Origin of the sequence: Ramlibacter sp., assembly GCF_029866045.1 — a bacterium.
Lineage (GTDB): Bacteria > Pseudomonadota > Gammaproteobacteria > Burkholderiales > Burkholderiaceae_C > Ramlibacter.
Genome location: NZ_JARXAB010000149.1, coordinates 1 through 17,131 on the forward strand (window position 1 = coordinate 1; position 17,131 = coordinate 17,131).

Annotated in this window: 14 protein-coding genes and 1 pseudogene; 10 read left to right on the top strand and 5 right to left on the bottom strand. The window is 65.6% G+C overall.

Translation table 11 applies throughout. The features are described from left to right. The 4 genes from QE494_RS15225 to QE494_RS15240 form a co-directional block, all read left to right on the top strand. Positions 1–688: AsmA-like C-terminal region-containing protein (locus QE494_RS15225; RefSeq protein WP_300044513.1), on the top strand; the 688-nt coding region annotated here is incomplete at its 5' end. 46 nt (positions 689–734) lie between these two features. Further along, positions 735–1,631 carry a carbon-nitrogen hydrolase family protein gene (locus QE494_RS15230; RefSeq protein WP_300044515.1) on the top strand — a complete coding sequence of 299 codons (897 nt, stop codon included), beginning with the start codon at positions 735–737 and terminating at the stop codon, positions 1,629–1,631. A gap of 12 nt (positions 1,632–1,643) precedes the next feature. Beyond that, positions 1,644–3,746, top strand: coding sequence for a nitrogen regulation protein NR(II) (locus QE494_RS15235; RefSeq protein WP_300044516.1), 2,103 nt, complete (start codon positions 1,644–1,646; stop codon positions 3,744–3,746). Next, entirely contained in the window at positions 3,730–4,356 is a 627-nt protein-coding gene (locus QE494_RS15240) for a response regulator transcription factor (RefSeq protein ID WP_300044518.1), read from the top strand. The genes QE494_RS15235 and QE494_RS15240 overlap by 17 nt, the downstream gene beginning before the upstream one ends. A 16-nt stretch (positions 4,357–4,372) precedes the next feature. On the opposite strand, the gene QE494_RS15245 is transcribed toward QE494_RS15240, so the two are convergent. From QE494_RS15245 to QE494_RS15255, 3 genes are all read right to left on the bottom strand, one after another. Beyond that, positions 4,373–5,443, bottom strand: coding sequence for a YhcG family protein (locus tag QE494_RS15245; protein ID WP_300044520.1), 1,071 nt, complete (start codon positions 5,441–5,443; stop codon positions 4,373–4,375). Between the two features lie 118 nt (positions 5,444–5,561). Continuing rightward, positions 5,562–6,116, bottom strand: a complete 555-nt coding sequence (locus tag QE494_RS15250) for a DUF2889 domain-containing protein (RefSeq protein WP_300044522.1) — start codon at positions 6,114–6,116, stop codon at positions 5,562–5,564. Positions 6,117–6,191: 75 nt separating this feature from the next. After that, positions 6,192–6,314 carry a hypothetical protein gene (locus QE494_RS15255; protein WP_300044524.1) on the bottom strand — a complete coding sequence of 41 codons (123 nt, stop codon included), beginning with the start codon at positions 6,312–6,314 and terminating at the stop codon, positions 6,192–6,194. Between QE494_RS15255 and QE494_RS15260 the strand changes: the two genes are divergently transcribed. From QE494_RS15260 to QE494_RS15280, 5 genes are all read left to right on the top strand, one after another. Further along, positions 6,313–7,497, top strand: a complete 1,185-nt coding sequence (locus QE494_RS15260; protein ID WP_300044525.1) for a murein transglycosylase A — start codon at positions 6,313–6,315, stop codon at positions 7,495–7,497. The two genes, QE494_RS15255 and QE494_RS15260, sit on opposite strands and share 2 nt — an antisense overlap. Positions 7,498–7,760: 263 nt before the next feature. Beyond that, entirely contained in the window at positions 7,761–9,125 is a 1,365-nt protein-coding gene (locus QE494_RS15265; RefSeq protein ID WP_300044527.1) for an MmgE/PrpD family protein, read from the top strand. Between the two features lie 24 nt (positions 9,126–9,149). Then, positions 9,150–9,911 (top strand): SDR family NAD(P)-dependent oxidoreductase, encoded by a 762-nt coding sequence (locus tag QE494_RS15270; RefSeq protein WP_300044529.1) that lies wholly within the window; start codon positions 9,150–9,152, stop codon positions 9,909–9,911. Continuing rightward, complete coding sequence (locus QE494_RS15275) at positions 9,908–11,269, top strand: MmgE/PrpD family protein (protein WP_300044531.1); 1,362 nt, start codon at positions 9,908–9,910, stop codon at positions 11,267–11,269. Before QE494_RS15270 ends, QE494_RS15275 begins: the two co-directional genes overlap by 4 nt. Before the next feature lie 10 nt (positions 11,270–11,279). Beyond that, positions 11,280–12,260 carry a tripartite tricarboxylate transporter substrate binding protein gene (locus tag QE494_RS15280; protein ID WP_300044533.1) on the top strand — a complete coding sequence of 327 codons (981 nt, stop codon included), beginning with the start codon at positions 11,280–11,282 and terminating at the stop codon, positions 12,258–12,260. A 36-nt stretch (positions 12,261–12,296) separates the two neighbouring features. On the opposite strand, the pseudogene QE494_RS15285 reads toward QE494_RS15280, so the two are convergent. Continuing rightward, positions 12,297–12,543: pseudogene (locus QE494_RS15285) on the bottom strand (IS3 family transposase); the annotation flags it as partial. Between the two features lie 148 nt (positions 12,544–12,691). Between QE494_RS15285 and QE494_RS15290 the strand changes: the two are divergent. Beyond that, on the top strand, positions 12,692–16,309 hold the full coding sequence (locus QE494_RS15290; RefSeq protein ID WP_300044535.1) for an indolepyruvate ferredoxin oxidoreductase family protein: 3,618 nt from the start codon (positions 12,692–12,694) through the stop codon (positions 16,307–16,309). Between the two features lie 9 nt (positions 16,310–16,318). On the opposite strand, the gene QE494_RS15295 is transcribed toward QE494_RS15290, so the two are convergent. After that, the gene (locus QE494_RS15295; protein WP_300044537.1) at positions 16,319–17,020 is read right to left on the bottom strand and encodes a nucleoside-diphosphate sugar epimerase; all 702 of its coding nucleotides are present in this window, start codon (positions 17,018–17,020) and stop codon (positions 16,319–16,321) included. Positions 17,021–17,131: the final 111 nt, after the last annotated feature.

The following is a 17,131-nucleotide window of genomic DNA, read 5'->3' on the forward strand; positions in this document are numbered from 1 at the left end:
GCGGGCCCGCGGGCCCGCCCGCCGCGCCGCCATGACCTTCCGCCTCGACGTCAGCGACGGTGGGCAGCTGCTTCCCCGCTTGGGCATGAAAGACCTGGTGCGGCGTGGCCGCGGCAAGCTCGAAGGCCAGATCGGTTGGCAGGGCTCGCCACTGAGCTTTGATTACCCCACACTGGGCGGCGCTTTCAGCGTCAACATCGAATCGGGCCAATTCCTCAAGGCCGACCCGGGGCTGGCCAAGCTCCTGGGCGTGCTCAGCCTGCAGAGTCTGCCGCGCCGGCTGACCCTGGACTTCCGGGATGTGTTCACCGAGGGATTTGCCTTCGACTTCCTGCGCGGCGACGTCACCATTGCCCAGGGGATCGCCGCCACTAACAACCTGCAGATGAAGGGGGTGAATGCCGCCGTCCTCATGGACGGGCGCGCTGACATCGCCCGCGAGACCCAGGACCTGAAGGTGGTGGTGGTGCCCGAGATCAATGCCGGTACCGCCTCGGTGGTGGCGGGTGTCATCAACCCCGCGGTCGGCCTGGGCAGTTTCCTCGCCCAGCTGTTTCTGCGCCAGCCGCTGATCCGCGCGGCGACCCAGGAGTTTCATGTCGACGGCACCTGGGGCGACCCCCGGGTGACCCGGGTGTCCCGCGGCAGCGGTGCTGCCCCCGCCGCGCAGCCGGCCACCGCCAACTGAGTCGACGGACCTCGCGCACCCCGACCGCGCCGCAAGAAGCACCGCCATGGCACTCGAGCTCGCCCTGATTCAGATGGTCTCCTCCCCCTCGGTGGCAGACAACCTGCAGCAGGCCCGTGCGCTGCTGGCGCAAGCGGCCGCGGACGGTGCTGAGCTGGCGGTGCTGCCCGAGTATTTCTGTCTTCTGGGCCAGTCCGACGCCGACAAACTTGCCCATGCCGAGCGTGAGGGCCAGGGCCCCATCCAGGCGGCGCTTGCCGAGGCCGCCCGCGACCTGGGGCTGTGGCTGGTGGGCGGCACCCTGCCCCTGGCCAGCGCAGACCCCGGCCGGGTCCGTAACGCCTGCATCGTCTATCGCCCCGACGGCCACCAGGTGGCTCGCTACGACAAGATTCACCTCTTTGCCTTCGACAATGGCCGCGAGCGCTACGACGAGTCGCGCACCATCGAGGCTGGCGCTCACCCCGTTTGCTTTGACCTCGAAACCCGCGCGGGGGAGTGTTGGCGGGTCGGCCTCTCTGTTTGCTATGACCTGCGCTTTCCCGAGCTGTACCGGGGCCTTGCGGCCGAGGGTGCGCAGCTGCTGCTGGTGCCCAGCGCCTTCACCCACACCACCGGCCAGGCCCACTGGGAGACGTTGCTGCGGGCGCGCGCCATCGAAAACCTGGCCTTCGTCGGTGCACCCGCCCAGGGCGGTCAGCATGCCAATGGCCGCCGCACCTGGGGCCACACGCTGGTGGCTGACCCCTGGGGCGAGGTGATCGCCTGCCGCGAGGAGGAGGGCGCGGGCGTGCTGCGCGCCCGCCTTGACCTAGAACGCCTTGCGCAGTCCCGCCAGCAGTTGCCGGCGTTGGCGCACCGCGTGCTCGGGGTTGCCCCAGGCCCAGCCGCTGCGGCGGTGACTGCGGCTACGGTTGCGGTTGTTTCGCCCGCCCGGCCCTGACACCCTCTCGCTATGCCCCGCCTTTTTCGCGCCCTCTTCCAACGGAACCAGGCCGCAGCCTCGGCGGCCCCCGGCGGATTCTCCGGGGGCCTGCAAGACGGCGGCGGCAGCACGGCGCGGCGCATCCTGTGGTGGGTGCTGGTGCCCCTGGTGGGGGCGCTGCTGGTCACCTTGGTCTGGCTCGCCGGTCGCTACGAGGCCAGCCAGGTGCAGGGTGCCCTGGACCGGGACGCCAACGCCGCCGGCGCAGACATCCGCCAGGGCCTGGCCCGCAACATCCAGGACCTGCAGGCCCTGCGCGCCACGCCCGCCCTGGCGGATTGGGACGCTGCCGCCTTGCGCCTGCTGCGCGAACACCGCGAGCTGCTGCGCATCGAGCAGCGCGACGCCTCGTTGCAGTTGATTCAGGTGGTCGAGACGCCCTATCGCAAGCCCGTGTTCGATCGCCTGCCCCGCCCCCAGGCACAGGCCGATGTCCGCCTGGCCTGCGCCCAAGCGATGCGCTTGTCGCAGCCGGCCTATTCCACCAGCTACTTCGCGCCCCAGGGCGACGGCCTCGGCCTCGAGGTCATGGAGCTGTGCGTACCCCAGGGCAGCGGCCGCGAGGTCACCGGCTTCCTGGTCGCCAGCTATGCCCTGTCGGGCGTTCTGTCCTCCTTCGTCGGCCCGCAGTTGGCACGCAACCAGGAGGTGTCCTTCAACGAGACAGACGGTACCCGACTGGCGCTCTATGGCCAGGCCCAGCGGGGCCGCCGCACCTTCACCAGCCAGTACCTGCTGGATCTGCCCGGCAACACCTTGCTGCTGCGCATGAACAGCTGGCGCTCGGCGCCGGACCTGTTTCCCAATGTGATGACCGCCCTCGTCACCGCCATGTCGATCGCCCTGGTGGCGGTGCTGGTGCTGCTGGGCCGCGACATGCGCCGCCGCCAGCGGGTGGAGCGCGACCTCGCCGACGCTCTCGCCTTCAGAAAAGCCATGGAGAACTCCTTGGTCACGGGCCTGCGGGCGCGCGACCTCTCCGGCCGCATTACCTATGTGAACCCGGCCTTTTGCGCGATGGTCGGATTCAGCGCCGAGGAGATCTTGGACCGCGCCATGCCCCCGCCCTACTGGCCGCCCGACCTGGTGGAGGAATACCTGCGCCGCCATGAAAACCGGCATGCGGGGGGGCAGCAGCCGCCGCGAGAGGGCTTCGAATCCGTGTTCGTCCGCAAGGATGGCGTTCGTTTCCCGGTCCTCATCATCGAGGCACCTCTGATCAATGCCCAGGGCGAGCAGACCGGCTGGATGAGCGCGTGCCTGGACATCAGCGAGCAGCGCCGGGTGGAGGAGGTGTCCCGCGCCAGCCAGGAAAGGCTGCAGGCCACCGCCCGTCTGGCCACCGTGGGCGAGATGGCCTCCCTCCTGAGCCACGAGCTCAACCAGCCGCTGGCCGCTATCTCCAGTTACGCCACCGGCTCGCGCAACCTCCTGCAATCCGGCGATGTTCAGGGCCTCGATGGCGCGCTGCAGCGCATCGCCCAGCAGGCTGAGCGCGCTGGCAAGGTGATCCGAAGTGTTCACGACTTCCTGCGCCGGCGCGACCAGCCTCGTGAGCCCGTCCACCCGCAGGCGCTGTGGGAGGCGGTCATTCCCTTGGTCACCCTGCAGGCGCGCAAGCTGGGCGTGGGCGTGGTCTCTCGTATTCCCGTCGACCTCCCGCAGGTCCTGTGTGATCGCACCATGGTTGAACAGGTCCTTCTGAACCTGGTTCGCAATGCGATGCAGGCGATGGACGGAGCCGGGGTCGCCCGGCCGACCCTCACCCTTCAAGTGCGGCGGGCTGAGCAGCCGAATGAGCCCGGCCGCGTCTGGCTGGAGTTCTCGGTGGCCGACATTGGCCCCGGCGTCCCCGATGCGGTGAAGGGCCAGCTGTTCACCCCCTTCTTCACCACCAAGGCCGAGGGCATGGGCCTGGGTCTCTCCTTGTGCCGGACGGTGGTCGAGCAGCACGGTGGGCAGTTGTCCTTCGAGCCCAACACGCCGCAGGGCACGATCTTCCGGTTCATGCTGCCTGCTGCCGACTCCCCCCAGGGCGCCCCTGCGCTCTCCTCCGATGCAACCACTTTCTGACGCCCTCATCTACCTCGTCGACGACGATGCCAGCGTGCGCGAGGCCCTCGCGTGGCTGCTGCGCTCGCGGCGCCTGGCCAGCGAGAGCTTCGCCAGCGGAGACGCCCTACTGGCGGCGCTGCCGGCAGACTTCATGCCCCGGCAGCCTTGCTGCCTGCTGCTGGACGTGCGCATGCCCGGCACCAGCGGCCTGGCCCTGTTCGAGCTGCTGGAGCGGCGCGGCCTGGTCGAGGTCATGCCGGTGATCTTCTTGACCGGGCATGGAGATGTGCCCACCGCGGTGGCCATGGTCAAGCGTGGCGCCTTCGACTTCTGCGAGAAGCCGTTCTCCGACAACGCCCTGGTCGACCGTATCGAGCAGGCGGTCGCCCGCTCGGCCCAGGTGCTGGCCGAGCGTCAAGGCCGGGAGCGCGTGCAGGCGCGGCTGGCTGAACTCACCCAGCGTGAACGCGATGTGATGGCGCTGGTGGCCAAGGGCCTACCCAACAAATTGATCGCCGACCAGCTGGAGATCAGCGTGCGCACCGTGGAAGTGCACCGCGCCCGGGTGTTCGACAAGATGGAAGTGAAGTCGGCGGTGGAGCTGGCCAACTTGCTGCGGGAGGGGTGAGGCTCCAGGCCCGCAATCAGCCGCCCTGTGGCGTCTCCGCGTTCTTGGCGGCGGGTATGTCCGCGAGCTCTTCCTCGATTTGGGCGATGGAAGGCAGGCTCGACTGCAGTTCGGCCGGAAGGGAGCCCACCAGTCGGTATTCCGAAATTCCCATGGGCTGATTTTTGTCGCCGAGTGCGTACTCCGCGACGACCTTGTTACGGCTTCGGCACAGCAGCAGGCCAAGGGTCGGACCATCGTGTTCGCTCTTGATTTGCCGGTCCACGGCGGTCAGATAAAAACTCAATTGGCCCAGATGGTCTGGCTTGAACTTCTCGGCTTTGAGCTCAATCACCACATAGCACCGGAGCCGCAGGTGATAGAAGAGCAGGTCCATGTAGAAATCGTCGCCGCCGACCAGAAGATGCACTTGGCGCCCGACAAATGCGAACCCAGCGCCCAGCTCCAGCAGGAACTGCGTGACATGTTGCACCAGCGCCGCCTCAATCTCGCGCTCGCCGGCCTCTGCCCCGATCGCCAGAAAGTCGAGCAGGTAGGGGTCCTTCAAGACTTGGTGGGCATGGTGGGATTCAGGCGATGGCAGGCGCTCTGTGAAATTGGTCTGGGCTCGGCCCTCGCGCTCGAGAAGCCGCGCCTCCAGCTGCTTTGACAGCGTCGCGCGCGACCAGCCCAGTTGCGCCGCTCGCTCCGCATAGGCGAGGCGCTCTTCGGGCCTCTTCAGGCGGGTGAGAAGGAGCAGGTTGTGTCCCCAGGGTAATCGTCCAACAGCCTGTTGGACGACCTGGTCATCGGGCCACGCGTCTGCAAAGGCCCGCATGTAAAGCAGATTGGCGCGGGAGAAACCCTTCATCTCCGGGAAGGCCCGTCGGAGATCTCTGGCGAGGCGTTCAATGACCTTGGCGCCCCAGCCCTCCCTGCTTTGACGCTCGAGAATGTCTCGCCCGATTCGCCAGTAGAGGAGGACCAACTCGCCGTTGGCTGCTTGGGCGGCCCGCTTCTGCGCTTGGCGAATTCGGTCTTTGAGCGCAAGCAGCCAAGCTGCGTAACCAGGGGGCGGTAGCGGCTTGTCTTCGATGCCTGGGTCCATGCGGGTACGTGGTGGGAGCGAGGCACCCATCTTGCCCCTTGACGCGCTACGTGCGGGGGTGCGAGCTTTCGTGTTGGCGCGCCGTCAGTCCCGCCAAGTCCCCAGCGGCCCAACGACCTCAGTCGGCGCGACGGGCGTGCTCAGGCCACAGGCGCATGACCACTGCGCCCTCGCTCCGGTAGGCATAGCAGCTGTTGATCTGGGTGGGAACCTTGCCTGGCGTGTCGATACGGTCCTGCCTGGGCACGACACCTCGGATGCCCTGAAACGCGGTCGTGCCGAGCGGGATGAGCATCTCCATCAGGTGTGTGCAGCTGGCGACGCCACGCAGACGCGACTTGACCGTGGTGGACCAGCCCTTGACGATCCGCTCGCCCACCAGCACCTGCAGCGTCGCCTCGGCCTCTTTGCAGACGCCGTAGGGTGTGGCATCGGAGGACGCCTCCACCGCCTGCACCACATAGTCTGCCGAGACGGTCAATCGCACCCACAAATCGTGCAGATGCTGCCCGGGCGGGACGGGGACAGGCGACCCCAGTCGCTCGAAGGGGAAGGGCTTGGTATCGATGAGGCGGGCCTCCACTTCGTACAAGCCGTCGTCACGGGCGTACGCCCGCATATCGATCGAGCGGTGATGAATTTCGCGGCGAGGAGACGAAGGGGACAGGGGCATGGATTCTTTCCAGTCTGAAGGCATCGAACGCCGGCGAGCCTGCGCCAGTTACAGGGGCTGCCGACAAGGCCCGATTCATTTCTCGGGTGTGTCGTCCCGCGGCAGCTCGCCCTTGGGCCGGCCCGAGAACATGGTCCACCACACGATCAGGACCAGGACCGCGAGGGCCAGCAGAGCTTCGAGCAGAATCAGCAGCATGCGAACATTCTTGGGCAGGTGGGCGTCGACAGCAATTGTAGGGAGCGCCTTGCTGGTGTTGGCCTCCTGCGGCGGCGTGCCCCTGCTGCCGTCGCAGCCAAACCCGGCGGCCCCACCCGGCGTACCGGCGCCTCCCGGTGCCCTGCCATCCTCCGAGGCGCTGCCCGCCGACACCGCCCCCCTGCCACCGCCGATCACCCAGGGCAAGAGCCGCTGGGTGCCGGTGCGTTGGCAAGAGCTCCCGGGCTTCAACGACGATGCCCTGCACGAGGCCTGGAATGCCTGGCTCAAGTCCTGCGAGCGGCCAGTGCCGCCCTGGACGGCGCTGTGCCCGCAGGTGCGCCAGCTGGCCATCGCCACGCCCGTCGAGCAGCGCGCCTGGATGCTGCAGACCCTGCGCCCCCACCGGGTCGAGCCGCTACAAGCGGGCGACGCCGGCCTGCTCACCGCCTACTACGAGCCGGTGATGGACGCCTCACGCCAGCCCACAGCACGTCACCGGGTGCCGCTGTACCGCCCGCCGGCCGACCTGGCCCAGCGCAAGCCCTGGTTCACCCGGCAAGAGATGGAGGCGCTGCCCGAGGCCCAGGCGGCGCTGCGCGGCCGCGAAATCGTCTGGCTGGCCGATCCCATCGATGCCCTGGTGCTGCAGATTCAAGGCTCAGGGCGGATGCGCATTACCGAGCCCGACGGCCGGCAGGTGACGGTTCGTCTGGCCTATGCGGGCACCAATGACCAGCCCTACCGCAGCGTGGGCACTTGGCTGCTGCGCCAGGGCCTGGTGCGCGACGCGTCCTGGCCCGGCATCAAGGCCTGGGTGCAGGCCAACCCGGGGCGGGTGCAGGAGATGCTGTGGTCGAACCCGCGCATGGTGTTTTTCCGCGAGGAGCCGCTCGATGGCCTGGCCGCGCAATTGGGCCCGCGCGGCGCGCAGGGCGTGGCGCTCACGCCGGGCCGCTCCATCGCGGTGGACAAGGACAGCATTCCCTACGGCGCGCCGGTCTGGCTGGCATCCCCGGGGCCTGCCGCCAACCTGCAGCGTCTGGTGCTGGCGCAGGACACCGGCAGCGCCATCGTCGGTGCGGTGCGGGCCGACTACTTCATGGGCTGGGGTGCCGAGGCGGGTGAACTGGCCGGGCGGCTCAAGCAGCCGCTCAAACTGTGGGTGCTGTGGCCGCGGTGAAGCGTGCCACTCGCTCCGTGCGGCGCGCCCATCTGGCGGGCCATGCGGTCCTTCCCGGCAAGGACGCCTCGGGCCCTCGTTCATTTCACAGCTTGGGCCAGCAGGTCACAGAAGCACCGCCAGCTCTGCCGTGTATGCTTGATAGGCCCTCTTATTTTCTATCTTGGCCGTGACGGCGACCCCCTGCGCACCCCTAACTCGTTTGACCGCTCCAGATAGGCCCAGATGTCGTGTGCACCACGGGTAGTCTCGCACTCGACAACATGAATCACACCCCTACCTTGGCCAAGTTGGCCGACTTAGCGCACGACTATCAATTGGCAGATGCCCTGCCAATCGTGACAACTCGGATGCGCAACTTGCTGCTCGATACCCTGGGATGCAGCATTGCTGGACGTCACCACGATGCCGTGCAGAAGGCCTGTGTCGCCGCGCAAGCCTTGGGCATGGACGCGCAAGTCATGGGTTTGGGCAGTTTGCGCCGTCTGAGCCTCATGGGCGCCATGCTTGAAAGCGGTGCAGCCATCCGCGCACTCGACTTCAATGATTTTTACTGGGGCCCTGGCATCGGCGGTCATCCCAGTGATTTGTTCGGAATCGCCTTGCCCCTGGCTCAATCTCAATCCTCGACATTGGGTGAGTTGTTGGAAGCCACGCTGGTGGGCTATGGCTTGTATCTGCGCCTTCTTGATGTGATGGCCCCCCACGGGGCTTTCGATCACACCACCGCCATGACGTTGGGCTCAGCAGCCATCAGCGCACGTCTCTTCAAAGCCGATCGCAACAAGATGCTGCAGACGCTCTCCATGGCCCTGGTGCGCGGCCCGGCCATGTGCGCCATGCGGCAAGGGGCGATCAGCGAGGCAAAAGCCACAGCGCCCGCAGTGGCGGGTATCAGCGGCTATCTGGCGGCGCAACTGGCAATGGCAGGTTTGAATGGGCCGGTTGCTGCGGTCATGGGCAAGAATGGACTGCAGGCCTTTGTCGCCGAAGGTGCGGACCTGAGTGATTTGATCCGCCAACCTTTGCTGGACCAGCATCTCGACGCGGTCAGTATCAAACGCTATCCCTGTATTGGCACTGCGCAAGCCACCGTATCCGCTGCACAGGCGCTTCATGCACCGCTGCAAGAGGCCGCCTCACCCATCGAGTCGGTGCAGGTCCATTTAGGCGACAGCCCACTCATACGGCATCAATGCTCGTCGGCCTATTTGCATCCACACGATAGAGAAACGGCCGATCACAGCTTTTTCTCGCTGATTGCCATGACTTTGCTCGAGGGCACACTGACCCCCGATCAGTTCGATCGACGCCGATATCTCGATGCGGATGTGAAGGCTTTGTCGGAACGTTTGCATTTCCACTTTGACCTGGCGGGCGCAGAGCAGGGTTTGTTTTCTGCCCGAATCGAAGTGCGTTTGGGCAATGGGAAAAGTTTGCGAAGCCAAGCCCTTCATCCCCCGGGGCATCCCTTGCGCCCGCTCAGCGCGGACGAGTTGTCGCGCAAATTTCTTGACTGCGCCCTGCCCCACATGGGCCAAGAAAGGGCGCAAGGCTTGCTCGAAAACTGCCTGCAGGCCCCCTTGCATACGCCGATATCAACCGTCTTAAAGCCCCTGCAGAATTGAAATCCTCGAAAGTAGAAAGTCACCATGAGCACCCAAGATTTAACCGGGCGCGTCGCGCTGGTCACCGGCAGCGCAAGACGTATTGGGCGATCCATCGCGCTTGCGCTGGCACAACGTGGTGCCCATGTGCTGGTCCATTCACAAACTGACCGCGCCTCGGCTGAAGAGACGGCCCGTCAAATCCGTTTACTGGGTGTTGAGGCACAAGTTTTCTTGGCCGACATCACCCAGCCTGAACAAGTGCAAGCCCTGGTGCAACACGCCATTGACACCTGGGGACGCCTCGACATTCTTGTCAACAGCGCCGCCATTCGGCGGCCAGTCAAATTCGAAGACCTCACCTTTGCAGAATGGCGACTCATCATGTCGATCATTTTGGATGGCACTTTTTTGTGCTGTCATGCCGCCGCTCCCCATCTGCGGCGCAGCGGTCACGGACGGATTGTCAATATTGGGGGCATCACCAGCCAAATCGGAGCGCACGGGCGCGCTCACGTGGTGGCCGCTAAAGCGGGCGTGGTGGGCCTCACGAAAGCCTTGGCGCTGGACTTGGGCGATTCACAAGTCACGGTCAATTGCGTTGCGCCGGGGATGGTTGAATCTCCCGAAGATGATGCGGTGTCGACACAGTTTCGGCGGCAGCACACCCCCTTGGAGAAAATCCCTCTCGGGCGGGCTGGAACTCCGGACGATGTCGGTCGTGCTGTCGCCTTGCTCTGCTCGGACGAATTGGCCTACGTCACAGGGCAAACCTTGCACCTCAATGGAGGTGTCTTCCTGTGGTGACTGCCACCCTGGCGGAGCACATGGCCAGCAGTGCTCAGCGCGAACTACCTGCCGAAGTGGTCGAGAAAACGGCCCTGCATATTCTGGACACCGTCGCAGCGATGGTCTCTGGCACCCGACTCCAAGGCGGCGTGCAAGCGCTCAAATGGGTCACGCAGCAAGGTGGCAGGCCCGATGCCTTGGTTGTGGGGTCCGAGTGCCGCAGTTCAGCCGCGGACGCTGCCCTCGCCAACGGCATGTTGGCCCATGCGGATGAAACCGATGACTCGCATGCCCTCTCACTCACCCATCCAGGCTGCGCCATCGTTCCCGCAGCACTGGCGGTCGGGGATTGGCACGATGTCTCGGGTCAGGCCTTGCTGCGTGCCGTCACCGTCGGATATGACGTCGGCCCCCGAATCTCCATGGCTTTAGGAGCCGCCTCGTTTTTTGACGACCATCACAGCTCGCACAGTGTGGGCGGCTTATTTGGAGCCACCGCAGCGGTTTCTTCGCTCATGGGTTTTTCAGCCCGTCAATGTGAATACATGCTGTCGTATGCGGTCCAACAAGCCTCGGGCAATGCTTGCTGGCGACGCGACCCCGATCATGTAGAAAAAGCCTACGACTTCGGTGGGATGCCGGCTCACCATGCCGTGCTGGCGGGCACCATGGTGGCATCAGGCATGACGGGTTCTCGGCAGCCCATTGAAGGCACCCCGGGCCTGCTGGCGGCGTATCCCAAACATGCCCGTGTGGCCCTGGCCACAGAAGCACTGGGTACGCGATACGAGGTGATGAGAACTGCGATAAAAAAATGGTGTGTCGGTTCGCCAATTCAGTCAGCCCTGGATTCCTTGCTGTACTTGATGCAAAACGAAGGCCTGCGTCATGAGCAGGTCGATCGCATCGTGGTCTCCTTGCCGGTGCAATCGGCGCCCGTGGTGGACCGGCGCGAGATGCCGGCAGTCAATCTTCAATTTCAACTTTCTGTGTTGCTGCTCGATGGGCATCTGAGCTTTGATTCTGGGCATGACCAGGCTCGCATGCATGAGGCTGAGGTGTTGGATCTGTGTGATCGCATCCAGATCGATCCACGTCCGGAACAAGCCTTTATCGACAACTCACGCCAGGCCATCGTCACCGCGCATTGTCGCGATGGAAGTACAAAGCGCCACCACACCTTGCATGTTCGCGGCACCCCGGCAAACCCCATGACGCTGTCCGAAATTCAGGCCAAAGCGCAAGACTTGATGGCGCCAGTACTGGGTACCGAGCGCAGCCAACAACTCATTAGCCAACTGATACAGTTGGTCGAGCTGCCCCGTATCAGTGTCTTGCGTCCCTTGTTGAAACCTGCCTTTACCCATTCACGTTGAAAGTAGGACCATGAAATCAGAACTGAATCGTCGTCAAACGCTCGCACTGACTTTGGGTGGACTCAGCCTGCCCTCCTGGGCACAAAGCACACGCTATCCGAATAAACCCATCCGACTGATTGTTCCTACCCCGCCCGGCGGCGGTGCCGACGCGTTTGCTCGGGTCGTTGGGCAACGCATGTCTGAGATTTTGGGCCAGCCGGTGGTGATTGAAAATCGTCCCGGGGTCGCAGGTAACCTGGCGGCTGAACAGGTCATGCGCATGCCTCCCGATGGCTACAGCCTGTTCGTTGGGGCCATTGCGACGCTGGCCATCTCGCCCGTGCTTTACGAGTCTCTTGCTTTCAATCCGATGAAAGACTTCACCCACATCACCCAGGGTGTTGTGCTGAGTAATCTCTTGGTGGCGCATCCCAGCGTGCCCGCAAACTCCGTGAAGGAGTTGATTGCGTTGGCTAAAGCCAAACCAGGCACGATCAACTTCTCTTCATCTGGTAACGCCACAGCGGGTCACCTGGCGGGGGAGTTGTTCGGAGCAATGACAGACACCAATATTGTTCATGTGCCGTACAAGGGCGGTGGCCCGGCATTGGCCGATTTGGTGGCCGGACATGTCCAAATAAGTTTTGCCAGCCCACCCTCCGCGCTGCCCCTCGTCAAAGCGGGCAAGCTCAAAGTTTTGGGTGTGACCACCGATAAGCGTCAACTCAGCATGCCTGATGTGCCCACCATCGACGAGGCAGGGGTACCCGGGTATTTTGCGAACAACTGGTATTGTTTTGTCGGGCCAGCCGGAATGCCAAAAGACATCGTCGCCGTGCTCAATCGAGAATTCCGGAACGCGATGCTCGACCCGAAAGTGATGAGCACGCTGTCCGGCCAAGGCATGGTGCCCGAACCCAGTAGTCCTGAGCAATTGACCAAATTCATCAGCCAAGAGATTGACAAGTGGGGCAAGATCGTTCGAGCCCGAAATATCAAGCCAGACTGAACTTGCCCCTGTTGGGCGTCTCCCTTGGCTGCGCAGCTAGGCGGCCTTCAATGGCTGTGCCGCGTGCCAGCTTTTCTCAAGCCGCCTCGGACTCACTGAGCCCAAAGCCGAGCGAGTTTTGCGGTGGTGGTAGGGCGTCATCTGTTCAATGACTTCGTCCAAGGCTTGCCTGCGTGTCGCGGATTTTCTGCCGTGCAAGCGCCTCCCCTATCAACCGGCTCCAGAGGGTCGCCGTGGGGCCGTGACCCCAACAATCGCCCCTGCGACTTACCGAGCTGTTCATCTTTTGGCCCGCAAACTGCTGGCTGAAAAAGTCCAGAACCACTGCCCAGATACAGTTAACCCTTATCGGCGCCTGCCGTCTACACTGCGCCAGACCATCCGGGTGGCCCGCACGCACGGTCCATCCCGCCGTGAAGGAGACCGCCGCCATGAACGCCCCCCTGCCTGAGCACATCCGCCAGGCCCTTGAGACCGTTTCCCTCGACGACAAGTACGCGCTCGACCACGGCCGCGCCTTCATGAGCGGGGTGCAGGCCCTGGTGAAGCTGCCCATGCTGCAGCGCCAGCGCGACGCGCTGGTGGGCAAGCGCACCGCGGGCTTCATCAGCGGCTACCGCGGCTCGCCGCTGGGCGGCTATGACCAGGCCCTGTGGAAGGCGCGCCAATATCTCAAAGCGCAGAACATCGTCTTCCAGCCCGGGGTGAACGAGGAGCTGGCCGCCACCGCGCTGTGGGGCACACAGCAGCTGGGCTTTGCGCCCAAGGCGCAGCAAAAATTTGATGGTGTCTTTGGCATTTGGTACGGCAAGGGCCCGGGGGTAGACCGCTGCTCTGACGTCTTCAAGCACGCCAACATGGCCGGCACCACGCCCTGGGGTGGGGTGATTGCGGTGGCCGGCGATGACCATGTGGCCAAGTCCTCCACCGCCGCGCACCAGAGCGATCACATCTTCAAGGCCTGCGGCTTTCCGGTGTTCTTTCCGTCTTCGGTGCAGGAGATTCTTGACCTGGGCCTGCATGCCTTCGCCATGAGCCGCTACGCCGGCGTGTGGACGGGCATGAAGACCATCCAGGAAATCGTCGAGTCCAGCACCGCCGCCACCATCGACCCGCAGCGGGTGAAGATCGTCCTGCCCGAAGACTTCGCCATGCCGGCTGGCGGCGTGCATATCCGCTGGCCCGATACGCCGCTGGAGCAGGAGGCGCGCCTTTTTGACTACAAGTGGTACGCGGCCCTGGCCTATGTGCGCGCCAACCGCCTCAACCACAACGTGATCGAGGGGCCGAATGACCGCTTTGGCCTCATCGCCAGCGGCAAGGCCTACAACGACACCCGGCAGGCCCTGATCGACCTGGGCCTGCCGGACGCCGAGTGCCAGCGCCTGGGCATCCGCCTGCACAAGGTGTCGGTGGTCTGGCCGCTGGAGGCGCAGACCACCCGCGAGTTCGCTACCGGTCTGCGCGAGATTCTGGTCGTGGAGGAAAAGCGCCAGGTCATCGAGTACCAGCTGAAAGAAGAGCTCTACAACTGGCGTGACGATGTGCGGCCCCACGTCTTGGGCAAGTTCGACGAGGTCGAAGGCGACTACTCCGGCGGCGAATGGTCCATGCCCAACCCGACGGCCAACACCCTGCTGCGGGCCAATGCCGACCTGTCCCCGGCGCTTATCGCCCGGGCCATCGCCCGGCGGCTCAAGAAGCTGGGCGTGGACGCCGACACCGCCGCACGGCTCGACGCCCGTATGGCCGTGCTCGACGCAGCCGAGAAGTCGCTGCGTGTGCTCGAGGTGCAGGGCGACCGCACGCCCTGGTTCTGCTCGGGCTGTCCGCACAACACCTCGACCCGGGTCCCCGAGGGCTCGCGCGCGATGGCCGGCATCGGCTGCCACTACATGGCCCTGTGGATGGACCGCGCCACCCTGGGCTTTACCCAGATGGGCGGCGAGGGCGTGCCCTGGGTCGGCCAGGCGCCTTTCACCGACGAGAAGCATGTGTTCGCCAACATCGGCGACGGCACCTATTTCCACAGCGGCCTGCTGGCCATCCGCCAGTCCATCGCCGCCGGGGTGAACATCACCTACAAGCTTCTCTACAACGACGCAGTAGCCATGACCGGCGGCCAGCCGGTGGGCGAGCGGCCCGAAGGCCACAGCGTGGTGCAAATTGCCACCGCCCTGGTGGCCGAGGGTGCGAGCCGGCTGGTGGTCGTCACCGACGAGCCGGACAAGTACGACGGCGCGCACGACCTGCCGGGGCTTGAGGCCGTTGGCCCGCATGCGCTGCGCCGCCTGCCCGAAGGGGTGGACGTTTTTCACCGCGACGACCTCGATCGTGTTCAGCGCGAGCTGCGCGAGATCCCCGGCGTGACAGTCATCGTCTACGACCAGACCTGCGCCACTGAAAAGCGCCGCCGCCGCAAGCGCGGCACGATGGTTGACCCCGCGGTTCGGGTCGTGATCAACGAGGCGGTCTGCGAGGGCTGCGGCGACTGCGGCGAGCAATCCAACTGCCTGTCGGTGGAGCCGCTGGAAACCCCCCTGGGTCGCAAGCGCACCATCAACCAGAGCAGCTGCAACAAGGACATGAGCTGCCTCAAGGGCTTTTGCCCCAGCTTCGTCACGGTGGAGGGCGGAGCTCTCAAGAAGAAGGCCAAGGCGCTGGCGCCTGACCCCGCCAGCTTCGGCCCGCTGCCCGAGCCCACCTTGCCCGCCCTGGAGGGCAGCGCCTACGGCATCGTGGTCGCTGGCGTTGGCGGCACCGGCGTCATCACCATCGGCCAGTTGCTGGGCATGGCGGCGCACCTGGAGGGCAAGGGCGTGGTCACTCAGGACGCAGCCGGCTTGGCGCAAAAGGGCGGCGCAACCTGGAGCCATGTGCTGATCGGCCAGCAGCCGGAGCACATCCTCACCACCCGGGTGGGGCTGGCAGCGGCCGATCTCATCATCGGCTGCGACCCCATCGTCACCGCTGGCAAGGAAACGGCCCAGCGCATCCGCCAGGGTCGCACCCGCGTCGCGCTCAACGCCCACGGCACGCCCACCGCCGCCTTTGTGCACCAACCCGACTGGGCCGACCCGGCCTCGGCCTGCACCGGCGCGCTGACTGGCCTGGTGGGTGCCGATCTGCTGGGCCTGCTGCAGGCCGAGCAGATCGCCACCCGCTTGCTGGGTGACAGCCTGTTCACCAACCCGGTCATGCTGGGCTACGCCTGGCAGCGCGGCTGGATTCCGCTTGGCGAGGCGGCGCTGCTGCGCGCCATGGAGCTCAATGAGGTGGCGGTGGCGGCCAACAAGGCGGCCTTTCTCTGGGGGCGCCTGGCGGCTCACGACCCGGCGGCGGTGGACAAGCTCCTCACCCCCTCGCAGGTCGTGCAGTTCCAGCCACGGGAGACGCTGGAGGGGCTGCTGGCCCACCGCGCTACCCATCTGGCGGCCTACCAGAATGACGCCTACGCTCGCCTCTACCGCGACTTCGTCGAGCGGGTCCGCTCGGCCGAGGCGCCCCTGGGCAAGACCCAGCTGACCGAGGCGGTCGCCCGCGGCCTGTTCAAGCTCATGGCCTACAAGGACGAATACGAGGTGGCGCGCTTGCACACCGATCGCGCCTTTCTGGGCCGGATCGCGGGCCAGTTCGAAGGCGACTTCAAGCTGCACTACCACCTGGCGCCGCCCCTGCTGGCCAAGACGAACGACAAGGGCGAGTTGATCAAGCGACCCTACGGCCCCTGGATGGGCGTGGCCTTCCAGGTGCTCGCCCGCCTGAAGTTCCTGCGCGGCACCGACTTCGACCCCTTCGGTCGCAGCGCCGAGCGCCGCGGCGAGCGGGCCTTGATCGAAGCCTACCGGGCCAGCCTGGAAGAAGTGATTGCTGCGCTCGACGCCGGCAACCATGCCCGGGCGCTCGAAATCGCCCGCCTGCCCGAGCAGATTCGCGGCTTCGGCCATGTGAAGGAGCGCCACCTTGCGAAGGTGCGGCCCCAATGGGACGCGCTCATGGCCCAGTGGCGGGCCCAGCGGACGCAGCCTGGCCAGCGGCGTCAGGCCTGAACCTGCGCCTCAGGCCTGCCCTTGGGCCGACGCCTTCTGCATAACGCCCGAACGCAGCACCTGGACCCCGGTGCTGGCCGGCACGGCCTGGAGCAGGGCGGCGGCGACGTCGGCCGCCGCGATCGCCCGGTAATCCCTGGGAATGAGCAGGCCCAGACAGCGGTCCATCCACAGGCCCACGGTCTCGCCGGGCCGGTGGGGCTGACCCAGGGACGCGCGCTCACCCACCAGCAGGGACGGGCGGGCGATCACCAGGCCTTCGAATCCCAGCGCTGGCAAGGCCGCTTCCAGCTCACCCTTGACCCGGTTGTAGAAGACCCGGGACTTCAGGTCCGCGCCCATGGCACTCACCAAGCCCGCGCGCAGGGCGCCGCTGGACCGGGCTGCCTGTGCCACCGCCAGGTTGGCGTCGAAATCCACCGTGCGAAAGGCCGCCTGGCTGCCGGCGACCCGGATCGTGGTGCCCAGGGCCAAATAGACCTCGCCCGCGGCAGGCAGGGGCGGCAGTGCCGCGAAGTCGACGAGGTGGACAACCAACTTGGGATGCGTGTCCGCCAACGGACGCCGCACCAGGGCGTGCACGGTGGCCACGCTGGCTTCGGCCAGCAGACCCCGAAGCAGTTCACGGCCGACCAGGCCGGTTGCGCCGGCCAGGAGCACGGTCCGGCCAGTGGCGGTGGACGTGGACGTGGCGTGGGGGTGCACAGACATGTTGGGATTGCCGAAAAGAGCGGGTAGTGAACCGAATGTAAGGTGCGGCAGGTCGGCGGAGCTGTACGTCCCGGTGCGCCAGGCCCAGGGAGACCCTGTGCCCGATCGCAG